This is a genomic window from Sphingobacterium prati (assembly GCF_013167215.1).
GTDB lineage: Bacteria > Bacteroidota > Bacteroidia > Sphingobacteriales > Sphingobacteriaceae > Sphingobacterium > Sphingobacterium prati.
Genome location: NZ_JABJWY010000038.1, coordinates 313,119 through 339,121, shown reverse-complemented (window position 1 = coordinate 339,121; position 26,003 = coordinate 313,119). Strand labels below are relative to the sequence as shown.

The window sequence follows — 26,003 nt, the reverse complement described above, 5'->3', positions numbered from 1 at the left end:
CATGAAACTAAATATCAATAAAAATATACTAATACTAGCCATTACCAGTGGAACTCTTCTAGTCAGTTCCTGCGAAAAATTTGTGGAGTTGGGTGCTCCTCCGACACAAGTTCTCGCTAGTGAAGCATTCGTTACAGATGCTTCTGCGAATAGCGTCATCCGTGGATTATATGCCACAACATTAAGTATCAATCTAGCTGGAATTTCCACCTTCTATCCGGGGATCGCTGCTGATGACCTTCAATACAATGCGGCTGATGCAAATACCTCCGAATTTGCCAGCAATAACCTATTGAACACGAATGGCAATGTCGCGAATTTCTGGTCAAATTGTTACCAGCTTATCAAAAATGCAAATAATGCTATTTCAGGTCTCGAAGCATCAACCACTCTTACCCCAACTGTAAAAGATCAGCTCTTGGGCGAAGCTAAATTTTTCAGGGCCTATGCTTATTTCTATCTCGCTAATCTTTACGGCGATGTGCCCTTGCAATTACGCGACGACCTACACGCTTTTGAAGATGCAACGCTTTCACGGACTCCTGTAGAACACGTGTATGATCAAATTATTGCTGACCTCAAAGATGCGGAGAGCAAAATGGCTACCGCCTATGACGCAACCGCAAATCCAAGAGGCCGTGCCAACAAAGCCGCCGCCAGCGCACTGTTAGCAAGAGTCTACCTGTATCAAAAAGATTATCAAAATGCGGAATCTCATGCGACCAAAGTATTGCAATCCGCTGATTATGGTATGCCTACACCAGATAAAAACTTTGTCAACTCAAGTAATGAGGTTATTCTACAACTTGCGAGTCAGAGTGGAGTGACAACATTTGGTGCCAATTATATAACGACAGCCACAGTTGCACCTGGATACACCCTTCCTGATGCAGTATACAACAGCTTTGAGACCTCGCCCACAATTGACTTAAGAAAAACAAATTGGACAAGTTCAAAAACGGTCTCAAACAAAATCTATTATGCCATAACCAAATATAAAGTATCCTCAGGCGCAGGATCCGAGTATCACATTATGCTTCGCCTAGCCGAGCAGTATCTTATTCGTGCTGAAGCAAGAGCAAAACTTGGGAAGCTTGCCGAAGCCCGCGCTGATGTGGATGCCGTGCGTGCGCGTGCTGGACTTGCTGGGCTTAGTACAAGCTTAAACCAAACACAATTATTGTCTGCAATAGAGACCGAACGTCTCCATGAATTTTTTGGTGAATTTGGCCACCGCTGGCTTGATCTTAAGCGAACCGACCGCGCTACTGCTGTACTTTCGCCGATCAAATCAAACTGGCAAACAACAGATGTGTTATTCCCAATTCCACAGTCCCAGATTTTGATCAACAGAAACTTGACACAGAACCCGGGATACGATGATTAATGAATTAGAAATTATAAAGATAAAAAATGAAAACAAACATCTTAACGGCTGCTTTCGTCGTTTCGCTAACAGCGGCCTTTGCACAACAGCCTGCAAAAAACAAATACCAACAATACCTGCCTATTATAGAGAAAGGAACGTTGGTACAAAAGGATTCACTCGCCAATGTATTGATGAGTGAATTAAAAATGTATAAATCTGAAGAAGACTACCGCACCACGATCAACGTTTTGCGTTCTTTAGGTAAAGAAGATCTGCAGGCTTCAGCAGAAGCATTGGCGAAGAAAAAATATCCAAAAGGATCACTAACCCGTGATGCCTTTATCACCGATGTTTTTTACAATGCAAGTACGCCCGTACAGAAAGAAAAAGCATATAATGAGCTCATAAAAAAATGGCCAGTTAAAAACTTTAGCGAAGAACCGCTGACATACGATTATGTATTGGCTAATCTGGCACAGAGTTTTGCCAACGATGGCAATGCCCCCAAAGCATTGCATTATCTTGGTGAAATGAAAGAACGATTCTGGCGTGGAAATGGATATATCCCTGTCGGTCAAATTCTATTGAGCGAAGGCGATACGACCACTGCCGCACCACTCCTAAAAACCGCAATGGATGATAGCTACTATTATTTAACCCTTCCAGAGAGTCAAAAAGACAATAAAGCCCGATTTGCGGCCATGGGGTATGCAAGCTCCATGTCAGCTTATGTAAACATCCTCGTTGCACAGAAAAAATACGCTGACGCGCTGGGCTATATAGAGAATGCACTAAAAGCAGCGCCGGAGCAAGCAGATGGTCTTGCCATGGTGCACTACAAATCTTTAATGGGCACCGGCAGAAAGCTGGAAGCATACAACATCTTGACCAAATTGTATGCTAAAGGACAGTTTGCTATTGAAAATGATCTTAAAAAACTATATACGGAATTGAATGGATCAATACAGGGATACGAGAACTTTAATGCTTCACTGAAAACGGAGTTGACACAAAATATCCGTAATCATATCAAGGAGATGGCAACTTTTAAACCAGCACCCAATTTTGAACTACTCAATATAAAGGGTGAAAAAGTATCTTTGGCCAGTCTAAAAGGAAAAGTTGTCGTCTTAGACTTCTGGGCAACTTGGTGTCAACCTTGTGTCCGCTCGTTCCCCGGTATGAAAGCGGCTCAAGAATCTTATGCAAATGATAAAGATGTACAATTCTTATTTATGAATACTTGGGAACGCGATAAGAATTATAAAGAGAATGTTGTATCCTTTATCACAAAAAATAATTATCCGTTTGAAGTGCTTTACGACGATCAAAAAGATCCGCAAACTGGTGAGGTTATGGCGGCGAAATTTGGCGTCAAAGGTATTCCAGCCAAATTTATTATAGACAAAGAAGGGAATATTCGTTACTTTCTGACCGGATCAACGCCAAACGTGGACTATATCAAATTAGAAATGAAGGAGCTCATCGAAGCTGCTAAAAAACCTTATAAAGGATAAAAATACAAAAGGCTGTCTCCGACATTTGCTCAATACAAACATAGGTGACAGCCTCTTTTCTGTGTCTGCTAGACTAATTCAAGCCTCTTTTTTTCAATAAATATTTCGGATCGGGATCTGCTCCCCTGAAAATGCGGTACATTTTTTCCGGATCATCCGTTCCACCTTTTTCAAGAATATTCTTACGGAATGAGTCTGCTGTTGCCTGATCATATAAAGATCTCTCCTTAAAGGCAGCAAAAGCATCTGAGTCTAATACTTCCGACCAAATGTACGCATAGTACCCTGCGGAGTACCCTCCAGCAAAGATATGTTGAAAATAAGTACTTCTATAACGCGGAATAATTGCATCAATAATGCCTATTTTTTTCATTGCTGCTTTTTCAAACGCATTAATATCTTTAGAAATCTCTTTTGTTGTGGCATGGTAGTTCATATCCAGCAATGCTGCTGAAAGATATTCCACCGTTGCAAAGCCTTGATCAAAGGTTCCTGCTTTTTCCATTTTTTGGATCAAGGAATCCGGCATAGCCTCTTTGGTCTTAAAATGTTTCGCATAGGTTTTTATTACCTCGGGATCTGCAGCCCAATTTTCCATGACCTGGGATGGCAATTCCACAAAGTCGCGCGGTACTGAAGTACCGGCCATTGATCTGTATCTTACATTGGAGAGCAGGCCATGTAAGGCATGTCCAAATTCGTGGAACAAGGTAGTGGCTTCGTCAAATGTCAGTAACGCAGGATTCTTTCCGACAGGTTTTGTGAAATTACATACGATAGAAATCACTGGGGCAACACGTTTACCGTCTTTTGTTGATTGATTGCGGTAAGACGTCATCCAGGCTCCGCCACGCTTAGATTCACGTGGAAAGAAGTCTGCATATAAAAGTCCCAGATGTGAACCGTCTTTGTCTTTCACCTCATATACTTCAACTTCTTTATGATAAGTTGGTACATTGTTTAAAGCAACGAATGTCAGACCATATAGTTTGTTTGCCACAGCAAATGCGCCTTCGCGGACGGCTGGTAGGCTCAAGTAAGGCTTGATCTCATCCTCGTCCAAAGCAAAGCGTTTTTTACGGATAATCTCCGTATAATATCTCCAGTCGTAAGGTGCTACCGCAAAACTGCCCCCCTCTGTTTTTATCTCTTTGGCAATATCAGCTTCTTCGCCTTTTGCTTTGCCCAAAGCTGGCGTCCACAATTTATTCAATAAGGCATATACATTTTCAGGTGTCTTGGCCATGGATTCCTCCAGCACATAAGCGGCGTGAGAAGAATAACCCAACAGTTTGGCTTTTTGAAGACGCAGATTGACAATCTTCTGAATAAGTGCTTTGTTGTCATTCGTATTGTCATGATTACCGCGCATCTGATATGCTTCCCAGATCTGCTTTCTCAGTTCACGGTTTTTGGCATACTGCAAGAAAGGCATGATCGAGGGATTCTGTAAGGTAAACACCCATTTATCCTTTTTACCCTTGGCAGCAGCTTCTTCAGCAGCGGCTGTTTTCAATGACTCGGGCAGGCCTTCCAACTGGCTGGCCGAATCAACCACAAGCTGATAAGCATTGGTTTCAGCCAACAGATTCTGGCCGAACTGTGTTGTCAATGTCGAAAGCTCGGCATTGATCTTTTTCATTTTTTCCTTGTCCGCCTCTTTCAAATTTGCACCTGAACGTACGAAGCTCTTATAGGTCTCTTCCAGAAGCTTATTATCCTGAGAATCTAAGCCTAACGTATTACGGCTGTTCCACACCGTTTTGATTTTATCAAATAACTTGGAGTTCATCGAAATTTCATCCGAATGACTCGACAATATTGGCGCCAAATCCTTTGCAATAGCTTGAATACTATCGTTGGTATTAGCGCTATTAAGGTTATGAAATACCGTAGATACATTGGTTAACAAGCTTCCTGCATTTTCGAGCGCTACTATCGTATTTTGGAAAGTCGCTTTATCGGAGTTATTGACTATAGAGTCAATCTCCAGATTATGTACTTTTATTGCCTCTTCAAAGGCAGGTCTGAAATGTTCGGTTTTGATCTTGTCAAATGGTGGAACATTAAAGGGCGTTTCATAGGCTAATAAAAGAGGATTATCTGTCATCATTTTTTTTTCCTCACAACCAACAAATGCAGTTGCCACTATGATTAAGAATGGCAAAAGTTGTCTTTTCTTCATATCGTCTGATTATTCCTGATTTTTTTTCAAAGATAATAAAATTAGGCAAATACGGGACTTCTCTTCTAGACATCAGCAAGCGCCCCAAAAAACCGTCATCCTATTGTAAAACAAAAACTTATTCGCAAATCTTGTTAAAAATATTCTGTCAATTTGGATAAAAATATTTTAATGAACGCTATTAACCGTTTCTTTTGGGGATGTGCAGGTGTACATCAAGAAACTCTTGAAAAGTATCCCGAGGAGCATAGTAAGTACACAGCCATAGGTGCTACTATCTTTTTTACCGGATTATTTGCCAGTCTTTCTGGCGGATATGCGATGTATTTTGTATTCAGCGGAGGAACGTTGGACTGGCTCCTGGCAATCGCATTTGGCATCATTTGGGGCTTGGCGATATTCAATATGGATCGATATATCGTATTGAGCATCAATAAATCCAAAAATGGTTGGATGCAGCTCTTACAGGCCTTGCCCCGTATCTTGTTGGCTATTTTAATTGGTTTGGTCATTTCACGGCCATTGGAGCTGAAAATTTTCGACAAAGAGATCCGGGAGAATTTACGGGTACGTTTCCTTGCGGATCAGCGTGCAAAAATTGATACTCTTAACAGTACATTCAATAAAAAATACAGCAATGAGGTCAATCAGCTAAAAACGATGACCGTAGAACGTGATTCACTGGAATCAAGTATCAAAACCGACCGCACCAAATTGAACTATGAAATCTTCGGCAATAAAACGACAGAGACATCGGGTGTAATGGGCTATGGTCCGTACGCTAAAATGAAGGAAGAAGAGCTCAAAAAGAAAGAAGCTTATCTGGATACCTTATGTAACAAAATAACGGGGCAACAAAATGCCCTCCGTCAAAAGCAAAAATTTGAAGGGATACTGGATCAAAAGGTTCTATCAAATGCTTCACTGGATAGCGCTGTCAATGTAGCAGGTTTTGCGGACCGCAATTCGGCACTGGGCAATCTACGCTATGACGCCAATGGAAAGGTCAACGAGTCCAATGCAAATGCGGTTTTTTTTATCGCGCTGCTCTTTGTCTTTCTGGAATGTCTTCCTGTCATTGTCAAGCTTTTGGCCGGACGTGATCCTTATGACAATGCCATTCAAAATTTAAGGACCTTACACGATTACGAATCGGATACTAATCTCAATGTGGAGAAAGAGGCTGTCGACCGCTTAAAGGATACCTATGTGGATGTTTCAATCAATAAACGTATGAAAGAACTGTAGGGAGTTATTAGTATTGAGTAGTTAGTAGTGAGTATTGAGACTTTAGTGAGTTCAAGCCTTCGGCTTACGACCTTAGCTTGAGGATTGAAGAGCTTATCTGCAAGAAGCCTAGCGTTTTTATGACCAGCTCTTCAATCTTTGTTGTTATGCCTGCAGAACCTGCCGGACAGGTAGGACTTCATTATTCGTCTTCGTCCAGAAATTTAGCGTCGATCTGCTTGTTTGCCTTTGCACCTAAGCGTTTCAGCTTCTCTACTTTCCCGATGACATTTCCAGCGCCTGTTGACAGTTTTTTGGTCGCATCCTCATGGCTCCTCAAAGCACGTTCCAGCTGATTCTGGACTTGTTCCATATCAGTCAGGAAACTCACGAATTTATCATACAAACTGCCGGCTTCCTTGGCGATTTCAATGACATTACGTGTCTGGCGTTCTTGCTTCCAGATACTGGCGATGGTACGCAATGTCGCCAGCAGCGTGGATGGGCTGACGATCACGACCTTGCGGTCCCAGGCATCACTAAATAGATCCGGTTTTTGCAACACCGACATACTCAAGGCCGATTCAATCGGCATAAACAACAACACAAACTCGGGTGATTCTATTCCGTATAGCTCATGATAGTTTTTAGCAGACAGTTCCTTCACGTGATTTTCGACGGACTGAACATGTTGCTTCGCAAAAATCGCCCGGTCTTCATCGGTTTCGGCATTTACCCAACGCTCGTAAGCGACCAAGGACACTTTAGAATCCACAATGAGATGTTTATCCTCTGGAAGATCAATAATAGCATCGGGTTGCATTCTCCGGCCTTCTGCATCCATTAAGGAAACCTGTAGCCTAAATTCACGATCCTTCATCAGTCCCGAACGTTCCAATACCCTCTCCAAAATTACCTCACCCCAATTGCCTTGTTTTTTCGTATCTCCTTTTAACGCTTTGGTTAAGCTATTGGCTTCATCTTTAATTTTGAGGCTTTGTTCGACCAATTGCAATACAACGCCCTTCAGGGAATTGCGTTCAGCCGCTTCCTGGTTATAATTTTTATCGACTTTCTCTTCAAACAACTTGATCTTTTCTTTTAATGGATCGAGGATCAGGCCGAGCGAGCGGTGGTTCGTTTCGGTGAATTTTTGGGTTTTCTCTTCCAAAATTTTATTCGCAATCACCTGAAATTCAGTATTGAACTGTCTTTTAATTTCAGCAATTTCGTTCTTTTGCTCCTGAAATTTATCGAGCTGCGCTTCGTAAAAAGAACGCGTACTTTCCAGCGAACGCTCGGCAACCAATACACTTTCACGTTCTTTGTCCAATTCATCTCTCAGCATCAGACGTTCTTCCAGCAAACTTTGTTCCCGTTGCTGGGAACGCGCCAGTTCTATTTTCAACGTCTCTATTTCTTTACGCTGACCGATATCTACAGCAGGAGCCCCACTTCTTTTCAATACCAAGATGATCAAAACGACCAACAGCAAAACAATTCCTGCAAAGAAAAATATTTCCATGATTTATATTTTAGGAGAATAACAGCTTCTGCTTCTTATTGACCGCTTAGCTGCTATTGAATTTTTAGTCTTTTAATGACGATAGATCGCCCTGTATTGTTACCTATTGTAGTTTCTGATGCGTCTTCCACCACAGATCGGGCATCTCGCCAGAAACAGCCAGCTGGTAATCTTCGTAACGGCAGGGCACGAGATAATAACGTTCGTTGACTGATTTTGATCCAAAGTAAGGTACTTGGATCCACCACCGGTCGGATTTTTTGCTTTTCACAAAAACCAATTCATGTTCCTCATTCTCCAGTGTAGTACGATAGATGATATAGGCCGATTTAGGATACAACGGGGTATCTTGCTTTCGGTTGTAATAGCCATCAATAAAGCACCAGATCATCTGTGAAACCAACATCGCAGTCTGTTCCATGGGGTCAAATGTGGGATTCAATTCATAGAAACCAATAGAGGTGCATTTGTCCGACATACCGGCATAACGTGCCAGCTGACATGCTTCGTCGCCATACAGACCATTTGGAATCGCATTGGCATTTCCAGGGGCTTCTGAGGCTCGGATAGCGCCAATGTCGAAACTAATCAAGTCGGCAGCACGGATAAGGGGTTCGGACTGATCCATTTTTCCTGCAATCATCCCCACGCGCGTAGCATTGAAAAACAGCTTGTCGTACATATTGATCGATTCCTTGCTGACAAGGTAGGTCTGATAAGCAATGGAATTCAGGTTAAACAAATAATCAGGCTGATGTAGGATAATGTGATTAACATAAGACCGCGAGTTGAGGCTGACATTTTCAGCTTCCTCCTGGTTGAGATCAAAACGCGGATCCACAATAGCAAGCTCAATCTTTCGTTCTAAATTTTGATAGCCCAGATATTGTGCATAAGTCAAATCCTGTCCGCCACCAATGATAATTGGAAGGATGTTGGTTTTCACCAATTCCTCTACCACAGATTTCAATGCGACATAGGTATCTTGTATGGTATTACCCGCTTTTATATTGCCCAAATCAACTATATTTATCTTATAATCACCTTGATACAGCGTATAAAGATGTTTGCGTACCGCATCAGGAGCTTTGTCGGTCCCATTGTTATTGATGGATGCCCGATCTTCCTGTACACCGACAATCGCCAACTGGGGTTTTTCACTTTCCTCCCAAGTAGGGAAATCAGTCTCATAAGCCTGGATCACATTCCCTAACTGGGAGTTCAGGAAACCATGCTCAGGGGAGATACTTGTAGTTGAGATCGGACTGAAAAATACGGACAATGACGACATAAGCTATAGTTTGTTTAAGACACCTCATTTTTTGGGATGCAACTCACACAAATATCCATTTATTAACTAACTTTTGAAAACATTATTTTTAACAGTATCTTTATCAAGTGATATTAATAACTGGAGGAACAGGTTTTTTAGGGTCTACGCTAATCAAACAATTGATAGACCGCGGAATTGACGTCATTGCCATCAAAAGAGCTCAATCGACTATTCCGGCAGCCCTACTGTCCTCATCATTGATTCAATGGATTGATGCAGATATCAACAATTATTTTGAGCTCGAAGATGCGCTGGAAGGAGTGACAAAAGTATATCATTGTGCGGCGCTGGTCTCCTATCAGAAGAAAGACACTAAATCACTTTTTAAAGTCAATGTAGAAGGGACGGCACATATTGTCAATCTATGTTTAGAAAAGGGCATTCGCTTGCTTCATGTAAGCTCAATCGCGGCTTTGGGCACAAATAAGGACAACCTGCCAGTCTCGGAGAAAGACCATTGGGAGCACAGTCCCACGACTTCCAATTATTCGCTTTCTAAATATCAGGCAGAAATGGAAGTCTGGCGCGGTATTACAGAGGGGCTGGACGCTGTTATTGTGAATCCATCTGTCATATTGGGTTCAGCGGCCAAAGATAAGGGATCCGGAGCATTGTTCTCAATGATCAATAAAGGATTGAAGTTTTATCCCAAGGGGAGTGTTGGGATAGTTGACGTAGAGGATGTTGCAACAATCATGATCCAATTAATGGAAAAAAGTGATATTACCGCCGAACGTTATATCATCAATCACATCAACATCCTCAACAAAGATTTACTCAGTATAGCCAGTGTCCTGATGAACAAGCCTGAGCCTACGATTGAAGTTTCCGAAACACTTCTTCAGATCGCATCCACTGTCTCGGGTATGTTATCTGTTTTCAAGAAATCTGGCTCTTCGCTGACCAAAGAAACAGCCGCGGCATCAAGTGCTAAATTACAGTATTCCAATGCAAAGGTCCAATCACTGTTGAACCACAGCTATCGTCCATTGGAACAAACATTAAAAGAAATTGCAAATTTGTACAACAAACAGTAAAACGATATAAATAATAAACAACCGAACCCTGAACCCGTCATGAGCGTATCAAACTATCCGATAAAAAAATAAAGCCTGCATGTTTATGATTGATTCATTTGCTAAACAGTATTCCAGTGAAACAATCACAAACCTCCAATGCTTATTAAGGAATGATTAATTGCCCATGATCGCTTCATCATCATTAAAATACAAGTGATTACGATGAAACCATCATGAGGTTAACCAAGTCACATTCAATAGAGATACGTACTGTTCATGATCGCTTCATCACCATTAAAAAACAAGTTATTACGATGAAAAATTATTACATCATTGATTTTGATAGTACATTTACACAAGTAGAAGCGCTCGATGAGCTCGCCCGGATCTCACTTGAAAATCATCCTGACCGCGAAGCTATCTATCAAGAAATCGAACGATATACCAACCTTGCGATGGAAGGCAAACTTTCTTTCCGCGAAGCACTTGCCGGTCGCGTGAAATTATTGAATGCCAACAGAAGCCACTTGGACAAACTGGTATCTCACCTCAAGAGAAAGGTATCAACGTCCTTCTCCCGTAACCGCGAATTTTTCAAAAAACATTCAGATACGGCTTGGATCGTCTCTGGAGGTTTTAAGGAATTTATCACCCCCGTTGTGACGCCCTATCATATCAAAACCGAGAATATCTATGCAAATACGTTCAGATTCGATGCGGAGGGTAATATTATCGGGTTTGATGAAGAAAATCCTTTGTCCAATGAAGGTGGAAAAGTACAACTTCTTAAACAACTCAATATCGAGGGACGGCTTTTTGGCATCGGCGATGGTTATTCGGATTTCCAGCTAAAAGAGTCTGGATTGATTGAAAAATTCTTTGCCTTTACAGAGAATATCCAGCGCAAAAGTGTCACTGAAAAAGCAGACTTTATTACACCGAGCTTTGATGAATTCTTGTACGTGAATGATCTACCACGTGCGATCTCTTACCCTAAAAATCGGATTCTTTGCCTCATTGTCGGCGATGTCCCGGAGATTGCAGCGCATATTTTAAAGAGAGATGGATTCTCGGTTCGCACAAAAGATACTTTCGAAGAAAAATATGTGAAGGATGTTGGAATGCTTTTGCTGGGTAACAATATCGACATTACCGATGAACAGCTGCAACAGGCAGATAAGCTAAAAACGATCGGATATCTGGGGGATATCAAGGGGCATATCAATAAGGATATCTGTAATGCTAAAGGAATTGTCGTCTTTGATGATAAAAAAAGCAAGAAGAAAAATTCGGAATTTATCCCACGTCGAATGGCCGAATTTATCAACAACGGTGATACATATTTAAGCCGTAATTTTCCGAATTTGGTCTTACCAAAAGTAAAACAGGTGACGAGATTGCTGCATATCCATAAAAACGTTCCGGGTATTATGGCCCAAATCAATAAGGTATATGCACAGAATGATATCAATATCGTTGCACAGTTCTTGATGACTAAAAGTGATATCGGTTACGCTGTCACCGATATACAAGGTGAATATGATAAAGATCTACTGAAGCAACTGAAACAGATTGAAAATACGATAAAGTTTAGAATATTGTATTAGATCCTTGGATCGGGTATCGACGCCATGATGGTGACTCCAATTAAATAAGATAATGGATTAAAGAGCAAAGATGACGGACTATTAGCTGAACAATCAGGAGTCTTTCATCTTGTTCTTTAATCTCTAATAACAAAATAATTTTTACGTAAACATTATGTCTCTACATCAAGATGCCGAGTTAAAGAAAGCTATCCTTGAACTGCCACAAAAGGAAAAAGACAAATTGCTTGTCCGCCTAGTCAGTAAGGACAAAATGCTGATGAAACAATTGCATTTTCAATTGCTGGAAAATGAATATGATCTGGAAGAACGTATTGAGAAATTGCGTAAGCAGCTCGCCCAATTATTTGACATCGGAACAAGTCAGATTGCCGATACACCACATCACAGCAATTTTATTTCACTTAGTAAGCTGGTCAAACAGGCAAGCGGCTTGGTTAATGAGCACGAGAAAGTTACGAAAGACAAAACGAGTGAAGCTGAATTTCGTTTTTATATTCTAAAACGGGTCATAAGTGATTATGGGCGATTATTTGATTCATCCTATCAATCGGCAGCCCATAAATTACATAAATATATCACAGGGCGTATTAAACATGCCGTCGGGAAATATGATAAGCTCCATGAGGACTTTCAATTCGATTATCGGGAAGATTTTCAAAACACACTCAACGCTTTTGGTAATACAACATTAAAAAGCTATATTAGTGAGCAGAGAATTGATCTCGACCTGAATTAATTATGAGAAACAGCAAAAATCGTGTTAAAATTGGATCCTATCGTGTCACAGCTTACGAGCAGCATAAATTAATCTATTTAGCGATCCTCTTAGCCTTATTGGCCTTCGTCTATACACTTCATCTGGCAAAATAGCTTACACCTCCCTCTTTGTCCTAGTAGCCATAATATTCCTTTCGACAAGTTTTTACCAAAAAAATTAGCACAACATACCACATACTTAAGAGGTTTTAATTAAATTCGCAATTATTCGAAATTTTTGCTCGTGGGAATTCAAGAAATACTAGAAAAATACAGTCAAAGCGAATCCGTCCAGTCGCTTACGAAGGCCATGCAATCCAAAAACCAAAAGATTCAGCTCAAAGGTCTCATCGGTTCTGCGGATGCATTTATTGCCGTTTCATCCTATAAATTGCAGGAGCGTCCAATGGTTTTTATTTTACCGACGCACGAAGATGCTTCTTACTTTTTAAGTGATCTGGAGAGCTTACTGGACAAGCAGGTGCTTTTTTTCCCTTCTTCCTATCGAAAAGCCTTTGATTTCACACAGACGGATTCTGCAAATGTATTACAGCGTGCCGAAACATTAAGTTCGCTCAACCATACCTCGGAGCTGCCCAAGATAGTGGTCACCTACCCTGAAGCGATTGCCGAAAAAGTAATCAATCGTACGGATTTGGAGAAAAATACCCTGGAGATTACAGAAAATACGGCTTTAAGTATTGATTTCATCAATGAATTTTTGATTGAATATGATTTCGACCGGGTAGATTTTGTCTATGAGCCCGGACAATTTGCTATACGAGGTGGCATTGTAGATATCTTTTCTTTCTCCAACGACCTTCCCTACCGTATCGAATTCTTTGGTGATGATATCGAAAGTATACGGACATTTGACATTGAATCTCAACTCTCGGTCAATAAAATCCATAAGGTCACCATCGTTCCGAATGTGCAGGCCAAGTTCCTGACCTCGCAGCATATTTCCCTGCTGGAATATATCGATCAGGATGCTTCGATCTGGATCAAGGATGCCCAATTCACACTTGATATTGTCAAGGATGGATTAAAAAAAGCAAAACAGCTGTGGCTGAGCCTGAGCGACAAACAAAAGAAAGAAAATCCAGAGTGGCATAATCCCGAGCACGAATTTACCGACGAGAAAAACCTCAACGCCTTATTTTTTGAATTCCCGATCATTGAATTTGGGAAACAGTTTTTCTATAAAGGGGAAGTGGTACTTAAGTTTGACATTCATCCGCAACCTTCTTTTAATAAGGATTTTAATCTGCTGATTCACAATTTTAAAGAAAATGAGCGTCAAAGGATCCAGAATCTGATCTTTTCAGATTCAACAAAACAGGTCGAACGGATCTATACGATATTGGAAGATCTCGACAAGGCGGCTACCTTTATTCCTATTCACAAAGCGCTGCGTGAAGGTTTTAGGGACGACACGTTAAAACTGGCTTGTTATACCGATCACCAGATATTTGACCGCTACTACAAATACAAACGAAAAAAGGCTTATGAACGCTCACAGGCGATCACGCTGAAAGATCTACGGGATCTCAAACCGGGAGACTTTATTACGCATATTGACCACGGCGTGGGGCGATACGGCGGACTGGAAAAGGTCGATGTCAATGGAAAATCACAGGAGATGATCCGATTGATCTATGCGGACAATGACCTCCTTTATGTCAATATCAACTCATTAAATCGTATTTCAAAATATTCCGGCAAAGAAGGCACGGTTCCAAAGATGAACAAGCTCGGTACAGATGCCTGGGACAAATTAAAGAAAACGACTAAAAAGAAGGTCAAGGATATTGCCCGAGACCTGATTATGCTCTATGCGAAACGGAAGGCCCAACATGGCAACGCCTTCTCTCCGGACAGTTATTTACAGAATGAGCTGGAAGCATCATTTATTTATGAGGATACGCCAGATCAGGAAAAAGCTACTGCTGATGTAAAAAAAGACATGGAGTCACCGCACCCAATGGATCGGTTGATCTGTGGTGACGTCGGCTTTGGAAAAACAGAGGTTGCTATCCGCGCGGCATTTAAGGCTGTAGCTGATAGCAAGCAAGTTGCTGTTTTGGTTCCGACAACGATCTTGGCCCTGCAACATCATCGCACGTTTACAGAGCGCCTGAAAGGGCTTCCCTGCAACATTGATTACATCAATCGTTTCAAAACGACAAAACAGATAAAAGATACCTTGGCCCGGCTTGCGGAAGGAAAAATAGACATTATTATCGGTACCCATCGCCTGGTGAGCAAGGATGTAAAATTCAAAGACCTTGGTCTGATGATCATTGATGAAGAGCAGAAATTTGGTGTCGCCGCTAAAGAGAAACTAAAAGCAATGCGCGCCAATGTCGATTCGCTGACCCTAACAGCGACTCCGATCCCAAGGACCTTACATTTCTCTTTGATGGGAGCGCGAGATCTAAGTATTATATCAACACCGCCCCCCAATCGGCAACCTGTACAGACCGAGCTGCATGTCTTTAATGAGGCATTGATCGGAGAAGCGGTCAGCTATGAACTTGATCGTGGCGGGCAGGTTTTCTTTATCCATAACCGTGTCGCAGATCTTCCCCAGCTAGGCAATTTAATTCGCAAGCTCGCTCCCGGAGCACGCGTTGGTGTTGCTCATGGGCAGCTCGAGGGGGATGAATTGGAAGATGTAATGCTCAAATTTATTAATCATGACTTTGATGTGCTGATTGCAACGACAATTATCGAAGCTGGTCTGGATATTCCGAATGCCAATACGATTATCATCAATCACGCCCATATGTTCGGCCTCAGTGACCTGCATCAGATGCGGGGTCGTGTGGGTCGTTCGAATAAAAAAGCGTTCTGTTACCTATTGAGTCCGCCGTTATCGACATTGACCCCTGAGGCCTATAAACGCCTTTCGGCCATCGAGGAATTTTCGGAATTAGGTTCAGGCTTTAATGTTGCCATGCGAGATCTGGATATCCGGGGTTCAGGAAATTTATTGGGTGGTGAGCAATCGGGCTTTATCGCAGAAATCGGATTTGAGATGTACCATAAAATTCTGGATGAGGCTATACAAGAATTAAAAGATGATGAGTTTTCGGAGGTATTTGCCGATGAGCAAGAACGCAAATACGTCAATTTCACACAGATAGACACAGATCTGGAGGTATTGATCCCCGATGAGTATGTCACCAATATTACCGAGCGTTACAATCTCTATACAGAACTTTCCAAACTTGAAAACGAACAGCAGCTCGCGGCCTTTGAAAAAGAACTCGAAGACCGCTTTGGCCCTATCCCGCACGAAGTATTCGAACTGTTCAATACTTTACGCCTGCAATGGTTTGGAAAAACAATTGGGTTTGAAAAGATATCCTACAAGAAGAATACTTTAAAAGGGTATTTTGTCAATAACCCCAAATCGAGCTATTTCGAATCGGATCAATTTGGCCGGGTGCTGTCTTTTGTACAGTCCCACCCGGAGATCAGCAACCTCAAAGAAGTTAAAGGGCAACTTCGTCTTGCATTGAGCAATGTAAACACAATAAGTTATGCGCTAAACCTGCTCAAACAGATGTTATCCTAGTATTCTCAACACGCGCCATAAATAAAATCTACTTATTGCGTAGATTTTATTTATATTTGGTTAAGAAACAAAACCTTCCTAAGGCGATCCATGCAGGTTGCATTGAAGGACTATAGAAGGTTATGATTGGCTATCAGAAACAAGCACATTCAATTTTAGCGTGCAACAAGTTGATTGGTACTGAAAAAAAGAACACTTATCCATAAAATTAGCATGACATCCAAGACCGAAACGATACTCGTCCATGAAGGACAACAATTCAATTCAACCGCTGCTGTAACGGCTCCTATCTTTCAGACATCGACTTATATTGCAGACAGTGATCCTGCGGAATACATTAAAGCAGCGACAGAAGCCAAACACCCTTACTTCTATCACCGGCATGGCAACCCAACGAATAGCCAGGTAGCTGCAGTTGTTGCCAAACTGGAGAAAATGGAAGATGCGCTTGTCTTTGCCACAGGCATGGCCGCGATCAGTAACGCCATATTGGCCATTGTGAAGTCTGGGGATCATATCGTTGCACAACATGCCCATTACTCTGGTACAGCGATTTTTTTTAAGGAATTCTTGACCGATTATGGTATTACTGTCACTGCCGTGGATCAAACGGATACCGCAGCCTTTGCACAGGCTATTCAGGCAAATACCAAACTCATCTATATTGAAACACCTTCCAATCCGAATTTAAATATCACCGATCTCAAAGCTATTGGCGAACTTGCCAAGCGGCAGGGTATTTTGAGTATGGTTGACAATACCTTTGCTTCACCTATCAATCAGACACCGGTGGATTTTGGGATTGATGTCATTGTGCATAGTGCCACAAAATATCTGGGCGGTCATAGTGACCTAACTGCCGGAATTGTCTGTGGAAGTCAGGAATATATCGCAAAAGTCTGGAAACGGTCCGTGACCCTGGGCGCATCGCTGGCTCCATTGGATTCCTGGCTGTTGCTCCGCGGGCTAAAAACATTGAGCTTGCGTGTCAAGCAGATCAATGCGAATGCCCTGCAGCTGGCTGAGTTTTTGGATCAGCATCCGAAGATCAAGAGCGTAAGTTATCCGGGGCTTCCCAGCCATCCCCAACATGAACTGGCGACCCGCCAGATGAAAGGCTTCTCCGGAATGATCTGCCTTGAGGTTAATGGACAGGACGAAGAACAGGCCTTCAACAATGCGCAGGCTTTGATCAACAACCTCACCATATTTATCAATGCCGCCAGTTTGGGCGGTGTCGAGTCGCTTATCGTACATCCGGCAAGCATGTGGGGTGGACACCATACCAAAGCGCAAAAAGAAATCTCGGGAATCACAATGGGTATGTTGCGGATCTCCGTCGGTATTGAGAATGCTGCAGACTTGATTGACGATCTAGATCAAGCCTTAAGGAAACTTGGCTAAAAATTTAGAGACCTACTTTCTGGTAGTGGATAAAACAAAAGAGAGTGAATAGTTATCATACCACCCACTCTCTCTTTTGCTTTATGCGATTCTTATCTAAAGAGCACGCGTACCATTTGCAATCTTGACCTGAATGACCGAAAGTTCCTTATCAAATTTTTGCTGATATTCTCTCTCCAATGCCGGCAAAATTGAGTCCAAGGCTCCTTCTTTAACAATATTAATGGTACAACCACCAAATCCACCACCCATCATCCGTGCGCCGATGACTTCGGGGAATTGTCTTACATAGTCAACCAGATAATCCAGCTCGGGGCAACTGACCTCATAAACTTTGCTCAATCCTTCATGGCTCTGGAAGATATATTGTCCTAGCTGAGCAATATCGCCCGAGCGTAATGCAGCGCAAGAGTTCTCTACCCGTTCGTTCTCGCGGACAACAAAACTTGCCTTGGCGTAGATATCTGCATCTTTCTCTTTTACCAGTTCGTCAAGCATATCCACCGTAACATCACGCAGGTTTTTAACGTCCGGATATTTCTCCCGCACCCATGCCGACGCCTGCTCACATTGTTCACGGCGTTTATTGTACGCTGTGGAAGCCAAGGAGTGTTTCACATTCGTATTCAATAGAACAACTTCATAACCTTTGAGGTCAAGTGGTACATATTCAAATCCCAAGGAGCGACAATCCAGCTTAATGACATTTTTTTCTTTACCAAAGGCAGAAGCAAACTGATCCATGATACCACACATCACGCCGGCATAGGTATGCTCAGCCTTTTGTGCGATCTGCGGAATATCAATCTGCTTGACATCCAACCCGAACAGCTCACTAAGTGCTAAAGTAACGGCACATTCCACTGCTGCCGAAGAGGACAATCCTGCACCTAGCGGGACATCACCATCAATATAAAGATTAAATCCCCCCAGTGCTGCTCCTCTTTTCTGGTATTGATCCACCACACCAAGGATATAATTTGGCCAATGCTTTTCTGAAATAGCGATATCTGTTAATTTGACCTCATGACTTTCCTGATAATCTTCGGCATAAAGCACAATATTGTCATCAGCGCGCTTGCTGACAGCGACATAGATCGCCTTATCAATAGCCGCAGGTAAGACAAACCCGTCGTTATAATCGGTATGCTCGCCGATAATATTAATCCGACCCGGAGATGTTACAACAATAGGATCGTCTTGATATAAGCTTTTAAATTTATTTACTATAGTTTCTTTTGCGATCATTCTTATATAGATTTATAATGTATAGTAGCACAACTCCGCAATTGTTCTGCTGCAATTTCTGGTGTAATATCGCGTTGTGGGTTTGCCAACATTTCATAGCCGACCATAAATTTCTTCACGGTTGCAGAGCGCAATAATGGAGGGTAGAAGTGCATATGCCAATGCCATTCGGGATGATCTCCATCGTTTACTGGAGCTTGATGCATTCCTGCAGAATAGGGAAAAGAAGTTTTGAACAGATTGTCGTAACGTGTGGTCAATAATTTGAGCATTGCTGCGAAATCCTCCTTTTCCTTTTCGTTAAACGCGGCAATGTTCTGAACAGATCGTTTGCTGACGATCATAGTTTCATAAGGCCAAGCCGCCCAAAAAGGAACCAAAGAAACGAAAGAATCGTTCTCATCAATAATACGTTCTTTTTTTCTTAATTCAGCGTTGATATAATCGGATAGCAGGGTATGCTGGTATTTGTCAAAATATTTCTTTTGCTGGACACATTCTTTTTGAATCTCTACCGGCAAATGATTTTGAGACCAGATCTGCCCATGTGGATGCGGGTTACTGCAGCCCATAATAGCGCCTTTATTTTCAAAAATCTGAATATAACGGATCCATTCAACCTTAGAAAGTTCCTCAAATTCTTTTTGCCAAAGGTCAACAACAGCTTTTATAGCAGATTGTTCCATTTCAGGCAACGTAAGATCGTGACGTGGGGTGAACGCAATCACTTTACAGATTCCTTTTTCAGTCTCCGCAATAAACAACTCGTCCTCATTAAATTCCTGTTGACTGGTATCTTTCAATAATGCCGAGAAATCGTTGACAAAAACGAAGCTTTCTTTATAATCGGGATTGATATCACCATCTGCCCTTTTATTGGTTGGGCACAAATAGCATTGGGGATCATAGGCAGGTCGATTATCACCTGGTAGATCTTCCACTTGACCCTGCCAAGGCCGCTTACTCCGATGTGGAGACACAAGTACTTTTTCCCCGGTAAGAATATTAACGCGTGTGTGGGGAGCGTCCCCAAAGTTTAAAGTTGATTGCATGTCATGTATAACTGGTGTACAGAATACACAATATTAGCTTTTTTAAGTCAAAAGTAAAAATTAAAATATGCAACACTAAACCTTAGATTTGGGATCCTGTCCTTTGATCAGTTCAAAGATTGTAATTTCAGGTAGGATACCAACCCGGCCAGGATAACCCAAAAATCCATATCCAACATTGACGTATAGGCGCTTGTTTTCCTGCGCACGGTACAGTCCGGCCCATTCCTTATAGATATATTGTACCGGGCTCCATTGCAGCATTTCAGAACGAACACCAAACTGCATACCATGCGTATGCCCCGCAAACATCACATCCACATCAGTATCCAATACTTGCGCACGCCAGTGGGAAGGATCATGGGACAAGAGCAATTTAACAGACTGTTCCTCGGTTCCGGTTAAGGCCTTTTTGATATCCCCATGTTTTGGGAAACGCCCAGTTCCCCAGTTCTGAACCCCAACAATGCACAGTTCTTCGCCATCCACCTTGATCTTACGATGCTCATCCATCAACAGGTCCCAGCCCATGACTTTATGCACATCGATCACATCCTTTAAATTTTTTCGCTTTGCAGGAGAATCTTCTTTTCCATAATAATAATCTCCATAATCATGGTTACCCAAGGTAGAAAATACCCCCAGATCAGACTTCACTCTTGCAAAAATATCTTGGTAATCTCGCATTTCAGATGCCTGAGCATTCACGATATCACCTGTAAAAAATGTAACATCCGCTTTTTCCTTTAGCAGCATATCTATCCCGCCGGTCACAGCAGTTTTGTTATAGAAAGATCCCGAGTGTACATCCGATATCTGTGCGATGGTCATGCCGTGAAATGCTTTGGGTAGATTAGGTAAGTATAACGGTACCCGTCTGACACGATAATCGTATGCACCGGAAATAATTCCCCAGCTCAGCGGAATAAGCGGTGAGGCACCTATTAATATACCAGCCTTGGTCAAAAAATCAGATCGGCTGATTCCCTTCACCGGATTTTCAGGCAATGGATCGCCAGCATCTTCAACAAGATCCTCAACAGACTCTTTCTTGCTGAATAAACGTTTGATCCAGACTCCACCCCTGCGGATATCATCGATCAAGAGGATCAGGAAGAAGAATATCTTTGAAGCTGCAGTCAGAAAGAATCCAACCAGAATAACAGATCTTACAATCAGCGGAATATTATATTTGGCAGATATAAAAACACCCAATAGCAGGAGGGCGGTATACGACCACCACAACACGGTGAATATTTTTGTCTTGGGAAATTTAATCTTCGTAGCGCGAAGGGCGAAAAAGATATAAAAATCTAAAATGAGTAAAACACATGCATTTACTAACAACATCATCAATTCGTTTTAATTTTTGGCGTTGAGTGCCAATTGCTTCAGAGATTTGATCCATTTGGGATCGTCATTGAGACTTTCAACCAGACAGACTTCCTCTCCCCCTAAATTCTTGAATTCATTAGCATATTCCACGCCAATTTCATCAATCGTCTCTATGCAGTCGGCCACAAATGCCGGACTGAAGACCAATAATTTTTTATAACCTTTATTTGCGAGGTCATGCAACAAATCAGAAGTATAGGGTTGAATCCATGGTTCTTTTCCCAACCGGGACTGGAAACACAGCGAATATTGCTCTTTCTGCAAGCCCAATTTTTCAACGATGGTCCGGGTAGTTGCATAACACTGAGAAACATAACAATATGTATTGACATTTGTTTTGCAGGAATCACAGCCAGACTCAGGGCATTTTAGTTTGCCCGAGGGGTCCACCTTACCCAATTGCCTAACAGGAAGACCATGGTAGCTAAAAACAAAATGGTCGAAATGTGCAAGATCGTGTTTTCGGGCATGATCTGCAAAGGTCTCAGCCATCAAATCATCCGTACAAAAATTGCTTACAAAACTCACCTCAGGAAGATAGTTCCACTTGCGAATGAGCTCCATAACACGATCGATGACTGAACCGGAGGTAGCCGAAGCATACTGAGGGAATAATGGAATGACGCGGATAGACTCGAGCAGCATACCTTCCATCTTGTTCAGCGCAGATTCTATGGATGGATTTTGGTAACGCATCGCCAATTCCACATGGTACTCTTCACCTAAAGATTCCTGCAATAAGTCGCGTTGCAGTATACTATAATGCATCAATGGAGATCCAGTTTCCTTATCCCAGATTGTTTGGTAAATCTTTGCTGATTTTGGTGCCCGGGTACGAGCAATGATTCCTTTCACCAATAAAGTCCGTTGGAAATAAGGGATATCTATGACACGGGGATCCATTAAGAATTCGGTCAAATATTTTTTTACGTCTGGAGTAGTTGGACTATCGGGTGTACCTAATTGTACTAAAAGGATACCTTTTTTGGCTTTATTGCTCATAGCCTACAAAAATAAACAAAAAAGCATGTACTACAGATTCGCCCGCGATAATATGAAATATCTATGACGGGTAAACTAGGTTAGAACGCTTCCAGTGCCGCTTTTACATCTTTCATTAACCACATTGGTGTCGAGGTTGCTCCGCATATACCAATACGGTCGCCCACGGCAAAAACCGACGCTTCCAGTTCGGCGGGGTCAGAAATAAAGTAACTTTCAGGATTAGCTTTTTGACAGACTTCAAACAAAACTTTTCCATTGGAAGATTTCTTCCCGGACACAAAAACAATTTTGTCATATTGCCTTGCAAATGTGCCAAGATCTTCATACCTGTTAGAAACTTGTCTACAGATGGTATCGTTTGCCTTGACTTCATACCCTCTTCTGATCAGCTCCTCTTTGATGGCGTAGAATTTATCCACACTTTTTGTCGTCTGGCTATAGAGGGTAAATGAACTTGGTAAATCGGCGTCATCCAGTTCAGCAATATCCTGAAAAACGAGCGCTTCATTATTTGTCTGTCCTTGTAAGCCGATGACCTCCGCATGTCCGTGCTTTCCGAAGATCAAAATCTTCTCATCCTGGTCAAAAGAGGTCTTGATCCGGTTCTGCAACTTGAGAACGACCGGACAAGAAGCATCAATTAAAGTGATGTTGTTTTCCAAAGCGATACGATAAGTCTCGGGAGCTTCGCCATGTGCGCGGATCAGCACCTTTTCATTTTGTAAGGTCGGAAGCACAGTATGGTCAATTATACGCAACCCCTTGGCTTTTAAGCGGGCCACTTCCTCATCATTATGTACGATATCACCTAAACAATAGAGGTAACCATCCTCTTCCAAAATCTCTTCCGCCATATCGATAGCGTATACCACGCCAAAGCAAAAGCCTGAATCTTTATCGATGTCTACTGTTAGATTTAATGCCATAACATTACAAAGTTACATATTCATATCGAATTTATTTATTTAATAGATTTGTTTACAAATGATTTTTTATTTCTATTCCTCATCAATTGTAATATAGGATCGGTCAATATCCCACGGCAGAAGAGATTCATAGGTGACTTAGCGCGTATTGCATGGATTCACTTCAACCAAACGAACCATTGTTTCACATACATGATGTATCTTAAATTAACATACTTAGGCGAATAAATTGTTTTTATATAAGCCTAATTATATTGCATATAAAAAGCAATTTATCTAAGTTTGCAAAAAAATTAAAATAATGGCAACTAACAGAACTTTTACGATGATCAAGCCTGACGCAGTAGCGAACGGTCACATCGGTGCAATCTTAAACGACATTATTGCTGGTGGTTTCAAAATCATTGCAATGAAATATATTCAATTATCGAAAGAAACTGCTGGCGCATTTTACGCTGTGCACAAAGAACGTCCTTTCTACGGTGAATTGGTAGAATTCATGACTTCAGGTCCTATCGTTGCTGCAATCTTAGAAAAAGACAACGCAGTTGAAGATTTCCGTACATTAATCGGTGCTACGAATCCAGTTGATGCAGCTGAAGGTACAATCCGTAATAAATATGCTAAATCTATCGATGCTAACGCTATCCACGGATCTGATTCTGATGAAAACGCGGCTATCGAAGGTAACTTCTTCTTCTCTCAATTTGAAAGATTTTAATCAATTAGTAATGCGATAAAAAAAGCGTTGTATAACAGTACAACGCTTTTTTTATGGATCATCGTTTTCTTATCTCCACATAAATCCACCAATCCTAAAAAAACGGAGGAATTTGTTGATCGCTGTTAGCGCCGGTTTCTTAATCTTCCATTTTAAACCACTTAAACCCGTTGGTGGAGCATCAAAATCTTGTACTGTAGCATTACCCGTTCTCATATGAGTAGGCGGCAGCATTTTACGTTTCTCAACAACCAGTATGCTGTCGTAATAATGTATGGAATTGACCGAACGTGTAAACTCATTGACCTTTAGCCCCCGTTGTTCTGAATGATAGGCATTGATGTAATCAATAAAATTCTTACTGTATTCGATAAATGTGCCATTTCGCTTATGTCCACCACCATAAAAAACCTGATAAGAGGTATGCAGGTCTTCACATAGATAGACACCATCCTCTTTTACGTGCCCAAATAGTTCTTCAAAGGTAATAATCTGTTGCAGCATGGTATGCCCGCCATCATCTATCAGGATATCTATCGGGGGGATTGACTCTTTCACTTTGCGCAGGAATTTACGGTCTGACTGAGATCCGATAAATATCTCGACGTTCTCCTCTTCCAGTGCTTTGCAATTGGGGTTGATATCTACCCCGTAGATTTTTGCTTTGTCGCCGAAATATTTCTTCCACATCTGGAGACTCCCACCCTGAAAGACTCCTATTTCCAGGACGACAATATCCTTACCTTTGAATTGGCGGAAATGACGATCGTATACGTCGAAATAATGCATCCATTTGTTGATCAGCTTATCATTGTTATTACGGAAATATTCCTCTAGCTCGTTCATATTAGACACTCTATAAATGGTTTAGACAATTTGTGGTTTGAAGCTAATTAAATATAATCGAAAAGTCAAGTTTTTTTGGCGGAAGAGGTTTGGGATATTCTGGTAGGATCAGAAATTTGATCCTACTTATCCGCAGAGATCTGTGACAGCAAATGAAAGATCACTTGCATAAAGAAAATAAACGAGAAGCTGTCAGAAAAGAAAAGCACCGTCAGGAAGAATTGCATACCTGAATGAGGCTCCCAGGGATTAAGAAGAAAAAGCTACAATAAAAAACTAGAAATTTCTTTTTCCTAGATATTCATCTTCCTTAGCCGTCATCTTTGCTTTATCCGCAGGCTTTTTGTCTGGATATCCACAAAGATGCATGACGCCGTGAATAATAACACGATGCAGCTCATCCCGTTCAGCAACTTTAAATTTTTGTGCGTTCTCCTGAATACGTTCCACACTGATAAAAATATCACCGGCAATAGTATCTTCGTCTTCCGATGAATCAAAAGTCACAATATCCGTATAGGTATCGTGATTCAGATATTCCTTGTTAATTTCCAACAGATAAGCATCCGAACATAGAATAAAGCTCAGTTCGCCAACCCGCTTAAATCCTTCACCTTTAATTGCATCAACGATCCATTGACGAATCTTTCCTTTTTCCTTTAGTTTGAAATCTATGTCCTCAGTAAAAAATAATATGTTTTTCATCTATAACTAATTATTAATTGAGCGCACGGGGCCCGGTTTTCGATCCATCAGTTAGATGGATCTTATGATCATCAAATCAACATTTCCCCATCCATAAAGCTGTTATTTATCGTGAAAGAGGTCATGTCATGAATTCTTATTTAAAAGCTTCGGCTATCCATATAGCTCTGCAAAATAATTGTCGCCGACACCGTGTCGATCAGGCCTTTCTGTTGACGGTCTTTTTTCTTTTTGCCACTTTGGGCAATGGCTGCGGAAGCCATCTTAGAAGTAAACCGCTCATCAATTTCAACCACCGGGATCGCCGGGTATATCTTTTTCAATTTGCGCATAAAGCCTACAACGTGCGAAGCTGATTCGGAGTCCGATCCATCCATTTGCCTGGGTTTGCCCACAACGAATGTTTCGATCTGCTCGGCTTGCAGGTAATCTGCCAAAAAGGTCCAGATATCCTGCGGATGTACTGTTGTCAGTGCCGTAGCAATAATCTGCATTGGATCGGTTACTGCAACCCCAATTCGTTTTGTACCGTAATCAAATGCCATTAATCTCATGGACCTATCTTTTTTTACAAAAG

Annotated in this window: 21 protein-coding genes; 10 read left to right on the top strand and 11 right to left on the bottom strand. The window is 41.6% G+C overall.

Features of this window, described 5'->3' with window-relative positions:
* The first annotated feature begins 1 nt into the window (after position 1).
* Positions 2-1,387 carry a RagB/SusD family nutrient uptake outer membrane protein gene (locus HPC41_RS20945; protein ID WP_172396041.1) on the top strand — a complete coding sequence of 462 codons (1,386 nt, stop codon included), beginning with the start codon at positions 2-4 and terminating at the stop codon, positions 1,385-1,387.
* 26 nt (positions 1,388-1,413) lie between these two features.
* The gene (locus HPC41_RS20940) at positions 1,414-2,886 is read left to right on the top strand and encodes a TlpA disulfide reductase family protein (RefSeq protein ID WP_172396040.1); all 1,473 of its coding nucleotides are present in this window, start codon (positions 1,414-1,416) and stop codon (positions 2,884-2,886) included.
* Between the two features lie 73 nt (positions 2,887-2,959).
* On the opposite strand, the gene HPC41_RS20935 is transcribed toward HPC41_RS20940, so the two are convergent.
* Complete coding sequence (locus tag HPC41_RS20935; RefSeq protein WP_172396039.1) at positions 2,960-5,071, bottom strand: M3 family metallopeptidase; 2,112 nt, start codon at positions 5,069-5,071, stop codon at positions 2,960-2,962.
* A gap of 171 nt (positions 5,072-5,242) precedes the next feature.
* Here HPC41_RS20935 and HPC41_RS20930 point away from each other — a divergent pair, with 171 nt between their 5' ends.
* Entirely contained in the window at positions 5,243-6,319 is a 1,077-nt protein-coding gene (locus HPC41_RS20930; RefSeq protein WP_172396038.1) for a DUF4407 domain-containing protein, read from the top strand.
* A gap of 181 nt (positions 6,320-6,500) precedes the next feature.
* Here the strand turns inward: HPC41_RS20930 and HPC41_RS20925 are convergent, their stop codons facing one another.
* Together HPC41_RS20925 and HPC41_RS20920 are read right to left on the bottom strand one after the other, a co-directional pair.
* Positions 6,501-7,823 carry a DNA recombination protein RmuC gene (locus HPC41_RS20925; RefSeq protein WP_172396037.1) on the bottom strand — a complete coding sequence of 441 codons (1,323 nt, stop codon included), beginning with the start codon at positions 7,821-7,823 and terminating at the stop codon, positions 6,501-6,503.
* A gap of 103 nt (positions 7,824-7,926) precedes the next feature.
* Positions 7,927-9,114, bottom strand: coding sequence for a formimidoylglutamase (locus tag HPC41_RS20920; RefSeq protein ID WP_172396036.1), 1,188 nt, complete (start codon positions 9,112-9,114; stop codon positions 7,927-7,929).
* 107 nt (positions 9,115-9,221) lie between these two features.
* Here HPC41_RS20920 and HPC41_RS20915 point away from each other — a divergent pair, with 107 nt between their 5' ends.
* From HPC41_RS20915 to HPC41_RS20895, 6 genes are all read left to right on the top strand, one after another.
* Positions 9,222-10,193, top strand: coding sequence for an NAD-dependent epimerase/dehydratase family protein (locus HPC41_RS20915; RefSeq protein ID WP_172396035.1), 972 nt, complete (start codon positions 9,222-9,224; stop codon positions 10,191-10,193).
* Positions 10,194-10,489: 296 nt separating this feature from the next.
* The gene (locus tag HPC41_RS20910; protein ID WP_172396034.1) at positions 10,490-11,782 is read left to right on the top strand and encodes an HAD-IB family phosphatase; all 1,293 of its coding nucleotides are present in this window, start codon (positions 10,490-10,492) and stop codon (positions 11,780-11,782) included.
* A 154-nt stretch (positions 11,783-11,936) separates the two neighbouring features.
* Complete coding sequence (locus HPC41_RS20905) at positions 11,937-12,521, top strand: hypothetical protein (RefSeq protein WP_172396033.1); 585 nt, start codon at positions 11,937-11,939, stop codon at positions 12,519-12,521.
* 2 nt (positions 12,522-12,523) lie between these two features.
* Positions 12,524-12,655 carry a hypothetical protein gene (locus tag HPC41_RS25635; protein WP_281358896.1) on the top strand — a complete coding sequence of 44 codons (132 nt, stop codon included), beginning with the start codon at positions 12,524-12,526 and terminating at the stop codon, positions 12,653-12,655.
* A gap of 130 nt (positions 12,656-12,785) precedes the next feature.
* Positions 12,786-16,124 (top strand): transcription-repair coupling factor, encoded by a 3,339-nt coding sequence (gene mfd / locus HPC41_RS20900; RefSeq protein ID WP_172396032.1) that lies wholly within the window; start codon positions 12,786-12,788, stop codon positions 16,122-16,124.
* Between the two features lie 213 nt (positions 16,125-16,337).
* Positions 16,338-17,528 (top strand): trans-sulfuration enzyme family protein, encoded by a 1,191-nt coding sequence (locus tag HPC41_RS20895; protein ID WP_172396031.1) that lies wholly within the window; start codon positions 16,338-16,340, stop codon positions 17,526-17,528.
* Between the two features lie 96 nt (positions 17,529-17,624).
* On the opposite strand, the gene galK is transcribed toward HPC41_RS20895, so the two are convergent.
* From galK to HPC41_RS20870, 5 genes are all read right to left on the bottom strand, one after another.
* Positions 17,625-18,776 carry a galactokinase gene (gene galK / locus HPC41_RS20890; protein ID WP_172396030.1) on the bottom strand — a complete coding sequence of 384 codons (1,152 nt, stop codon included), beginning with the start codon at positions 18,774-18,776 and terminating at the stop codon, positions 17,625-17,627.
* Between the two features lie 2 nt (positions 18,777-18,778).
* Complete coding sequence (locus tag HPC41_RS20885; protein WP_172396029.1) at positions 18,779-19,828, bottom strand: UDP-glucose--hexose-1-phosphate uridylyltransferase; 1,050 nt, start codon at positions 19,826-19,828, stop codon at positions 18,779-18,781.
* Positions 19,829-19,903: 75 nt separating this feature from the next.
* On the bottom strand, positions 19,904-21,178 hold the full coding sequence (locus tag HPC41_RS20880; protein WP_172396456.1) for a metallophosphoesterase: 1,275 nt from the start codon (positions 21,176-21,178) through the stop codon (positions 19,904-19,906).
* A 12-nt stretch (positions 21,179-21,190) separates the two neighbouring features.
* Positions 21,191-22,225, bottom strand: a complete 1,035-nt coding sequence (gene hemH / locus HPC41_RS20875) for a ferrochelatase (protein WP_172396028.1) — start codon at positions 22,223-22,225, stop codon at positions 21,191-21,193.
* An 80-nt stretch (positions 22,226-22,305) separates the two neighbouring features.
* Complete coding sequence (locus HPC41_RS20870) at positions 22,306-23,154, bottom strand: 4-hydroxy-3-methylbut-2-enyl diphosphate reductase (protein ID WP_172396027.1); 849 nt, start codon at positions 23,152-23,154, stop codon at positions 22,306-22,308.
* 301 nt (positions 23,155-23,455) lie between these two features.
* On the opposite strand from HPC41_RS20870, the gene HPC41_RS20865 reads away from it, so the two are divergent.
* Positions 23,456-23,875: a nucleoside-diphosphate kinase gene (locus HPC41_RS20865; RefSeq protein ID WP_172396026.1), complete on the top strand. Its 420-nt coding sequence runs from the start codon at positions 23,456-23,458 to the stop codon at positions 23,873-23,875.
* 69 nt (positions 23,876-23,944) lie between these two features.
* On the opposite strand, the gene HPC41_RS25865 is transcribed toward HPC41_RS20865, so the two are convergent.
* From HPC41_RS25865 to ruvX, 3 genes are all read right to left on the bottom strand, one after another.
* Positions 23,945-24,721, bottom strand: coding sequence for a class I SAM-dependent methyltransferase (locus HPC41_RS25865; protein ID WP_172396025.1), 777 nt, complete (start codon positions 24,719-24,721; stop codon positions 23,945-23,947).
* A 276-nt stretch (positions 24,722-24,997) separates the two neighbouring features.
* Entirely contained in the window at positions 24,998-25,426 is a 429-nt protein-coding gene (gene ybeY / locus HPC41_RS20855; RefSeq protein WP_172396024.1) for an rRNA maturation RNase YbeY, read from the bottom strand.
* A gap of 140 nt (positions 25,427-25,566) precedes the next feature.
* A complete protein-coding gene (gene ruvX / locus HPC41_RS20850; protein ID WP_172396023.1) occupies positions 25,567-25,980 on the bottom strand; it encodes a Holliday junction resolvase RuvX in 414 nt (137 codons plus the stop codon).
* Positions 25,981-26,003: the final 23 nt, after the last annotated feature.